4 protein-coding genes and 1 pseudogene are annotated in these 2,702 nt (G+C 69.7%); 4 read left to right on the top strand and 1 reads right to left on the bottom strand.

Translation table 11 applies throughout. The features are described from left to right. From ACFVX6_RS40740 to ACFVX6_RS40730, 3 genes and pseudogenes are all read left to right on the top strand, one after another. Window positions 1-138: pseudogene (locus ACFVX6_RS40740) on the top strand (lytic transglycosylase domain-containing protein); the annotation flags it as partial. A 139-nt stretch (window positions 139-277) separates the two neighbouring features. Next, entirely contained in the window at window positions 278-670 is a 393-nt protein-coding gene (locus tag ACFVX6_RS40735; protein WP_389699631.1) for a hypothetical protein, read from the top strand. A gap of 245 nt (window positions 671-915) precedes the next feature. Next, complete coding sequence (locus tag ACFVX6_RS40730) at window positions 916-1,686, top strand: 2OG-Fe dioxygenase family protein (protein ID WP_389699630.1); 771 nt, start codon at window positions 916-918, stop codon at window positions 1,684-1,686. A gap of 55 nt (window positions 1,687-1,741) precedes the next feature. Here ACFVX6_RS40730 and ACFVX6_RS40725 read toward each other — a convergent pair whose 3' ends face one another. After that, on the bottom strand, window positions 1,742-2,290 hold the full coding sequence (locus ACFVX6_RS40725; protein WP_389699629.1) for a sigma factor-like helix-turn-helix DNA-binding protein: 549 nt from the start codon (window positions 2,288-2,290) through the stop codon (window positions 1,742-1,744). Between the two features lie 166 nt (window positions 2,291-2,456). On the opposite strand from ACFVX6_RS40725, the gene ACFVX6_RS40720 reads away from it, so the two are divergent. Continuing rightward, on the top strand, window positions 2,457-2,627 hold the full coding sequence (locus tag ACFVX6_RS40720) for a hypothetical protein (protein WP_389699628.1): 171 nt from the start codon (window positions 2,457-2,459) through the stop codon (window positions 2,625-2,627). Window positions 2,628-2,702 lie beyond the last annotated feature (75 nt).

Genomic DNA, 2,702 nt, shown 5'->3' with positions numbered 1-2,702 from the left:
TCGAAGATGTCCTCGGCGGGCTCGGACTGGAAGACCAACCCGGCCACCCAGATCAAGTGGGGCCTGGACTACATGAACTCCCGCTACGGCAGCCCTGCCGGTGCGTGGACCTTCTGGCAGAACCACCACTGGTACTAAACCACCAGCGGAACACGGGGACACGAAAACGCCCGGCCGGTACATACCGGCCGGGCGCTTTTTCATACCCGCCGGGCGGTCAGTGCGCCGCGGGGTCGATGTTGCAGCTGGCTCGGCGGCGCCCGATGGAGAGCAGAGCGTGGTGGAGGGCGTCGAGATCGGCACGTCGGACCTCATGGATGGCCCCTTGGGCCGGCTCGAGTCCTGGGCTGATCGCCTCGGCTGTCTCGTGCGGGTCGCGGCGCAGGATGATCCCCGTGGGAGGGTCGAAGGACCGAAGGGCGCGAACGAGGGTCCGACGGTCGCGTTTCCCCTGAGCGTCGGGACGGTGGAGGGTGACCACGGCGATGTCCGGAAGCAGCACGCGGGCCTGCGCCAGGGCGACGTCGGCCTCGTGCGCGTGGGCAACGATGCGGAAGTGGGGCCCCGTGTGGATGCAAGCGCGGAGGGCTTCCAGCTCGGCACCGTCCGCCACACCCGTCACCAGAACGGTCATCATTACCCCTATTCTTCACAAAATCTGCCATTTTGATAGAGGGGGTGGGGCGGGTGGCCGAACGCAGCGCCTGCCACGACGACGTCTCTGCCCGCCGCCGTGCAGGGACCGGACCCCTCTGCCTGCTCGGGCTATCGGGTCGTTGCCGGGGGAGGTGTGCGTAAGGTCAGCACGGCCGCCGGCGCAATGGCCGTGGTGGTGACCTGGTGGAGGAACACGTGGGAAATGCTGAGCCCCGGCGGCGGTCGCACTCTGATGCGAGGGGTCCTGGCGCATCAGGAGTGGACGGTCTGCGCGAGCACGGCTTTGCCCGCTACGGTGCCGAGCAACTCGGCATCGACCCGGGCGGCTCCGCGGCGAGGGACTTGGCCCAGCTCCGGGACGGGTTCACAGCTCTGCCGCCCGACCCGTACGCACCGGGAACGAACCGGTTCCGCCGCTACTCCCATGCCGTGTACCTGCCGTGGAAGGACGAACTGTCCTGGATCCCCGGAATCCCCGACCCCGTACACGGTACGGTCACCAATTTCTCCCAGGGCGAGGACGACCCTGAGCATCCGCGAACGCTCCGCGTGCTCCCCGACATCCCCGAGGAGCTGCGCGGCAACGCCCTGCTGCTGCGGCTCCTGCGCTGGGACATCGAGCAGGTCCTGTCCCTGAGGGATCTGACGAGACGGCCGCTGTGGGCTGGGGTTCACCTGATCAGGCTGGGCGTCGACCTCCCAGGCCAGGATGCCGTTTCTTCCCCGAACTGCCTGCACCAGGACGGAGGTTCGGCCAGCACGTTCACTTTCGCCCACTTGATCAGCCGCACCAACGTCACGGGTGGGCAGAACGTCATCGCCACGCCGGGCAGCGCGGGCCTCCAGCCCGAGGACCCGTGGGCGGACATCCACGCCAAATTCACCCTCACCGATCCATTGGACGGCTACGCCGTCCACGACCACAGAGTCAGCCACCACGTCGGCCCGGTTCGCACCGGCTCCGAGCCGGGACCGGGCGAGCGATCCATCCTCATCGTCGGCCTCGCCCCGTACATCCCCCAGCTGTGACACCGGCACCGCCGAGCCCGCCGAACACGCCTGTCGTCGACGGAGCTGCGTCGGACTACACCTCGCCCAGGCGGTCCGGCAGGCCGAAAAGCGGGAAGAAGCGGTCCGTGTCACGGTAGGCCGCAATGCCGCTGATCCGGTCGCCGCGGAACTCGACGACTTGGAGGGCCCAGGGCACGAAGCCGGTGCCGTCGGCGTGCGGGCGGTACTGGCCGAATGCGGCCGACCCGTCCGTCGCCCGGCGGCGGTCGGCCAGCGTGGCGCGGGCCCGCTGCAGGGAACTGTTGGCCGAGGCGACGGTGCAGCTGTGCAGGTCGGCGACCTCGCGTGCCGAGAAGCCCAGGACGTCCCGCAGGATCAGCGTGGCCCGCTGCCTGGGCGGCAGGTGCTGCAGCGCGGCGACGAACGCCAACCGGACCGACTCACCCGCCGTCGCGGCCGCCTCCGGATCGCCGGCGGGGCAGGGTTCCACCCACAGCAAGGATTCCTGCGCGGGCGCCGGCGGGGCGCCGCCCCCGCTCGGTCCGGACAGGTCCATCGGCAGCGCCCGCCGCTTGCCCGATGCGAGGGCGTCCAGACACACGTTGGTGGCGATGCGGTACACCCGCTGACCGGGCGTTCCACTGTAGGAGCAAGGCCGATGCGCGAAGCGCGCGGCTCCTCCTCCGAGGACTTGTCACGGCCTCAGCGAAGCGGGGTTCAAGATTCCTTCGAGTTGCGGCTGCCAGATTGCTCGTCAGACCCACCCCGTTCCAGCAAAGGAGAACTCCATGCCCACACTTGCCCCCGAACGCAATGCCGAGCTCGCCGAGCCGCAGAGCGACGACCTCTTCGACCTCTTCGACATCGACGTGCGGGTCGAGGTGGACACGAAGCGTCCCGAGGCCGGCTGGACCAGCTTCAGTTGCAGCTCCTGCCTGCAGAGCATGTGTTACTGCTGAGGTAGTCGGGGGGCGGGGCCGGGGCGGCGGGCGGCGGGGCCCCCCCCGGGGTTGCCCCCGGCCGCGGGCGCCCGC

This window comes from Streptomyces sp. NPDC058289, from assembly GCF_042880975.1.
In the GTDB taxonomy this organism is placed as follows: Bacteria; Actinomycetota; Actinomycetes; order Streptomycetales; family Streptomycetaceae; genus Streptomyces; species Streptomyces stoeckheimensis.
This window is presented reverse-complemented; position numbering and strand designations above follow the sequence as displayed.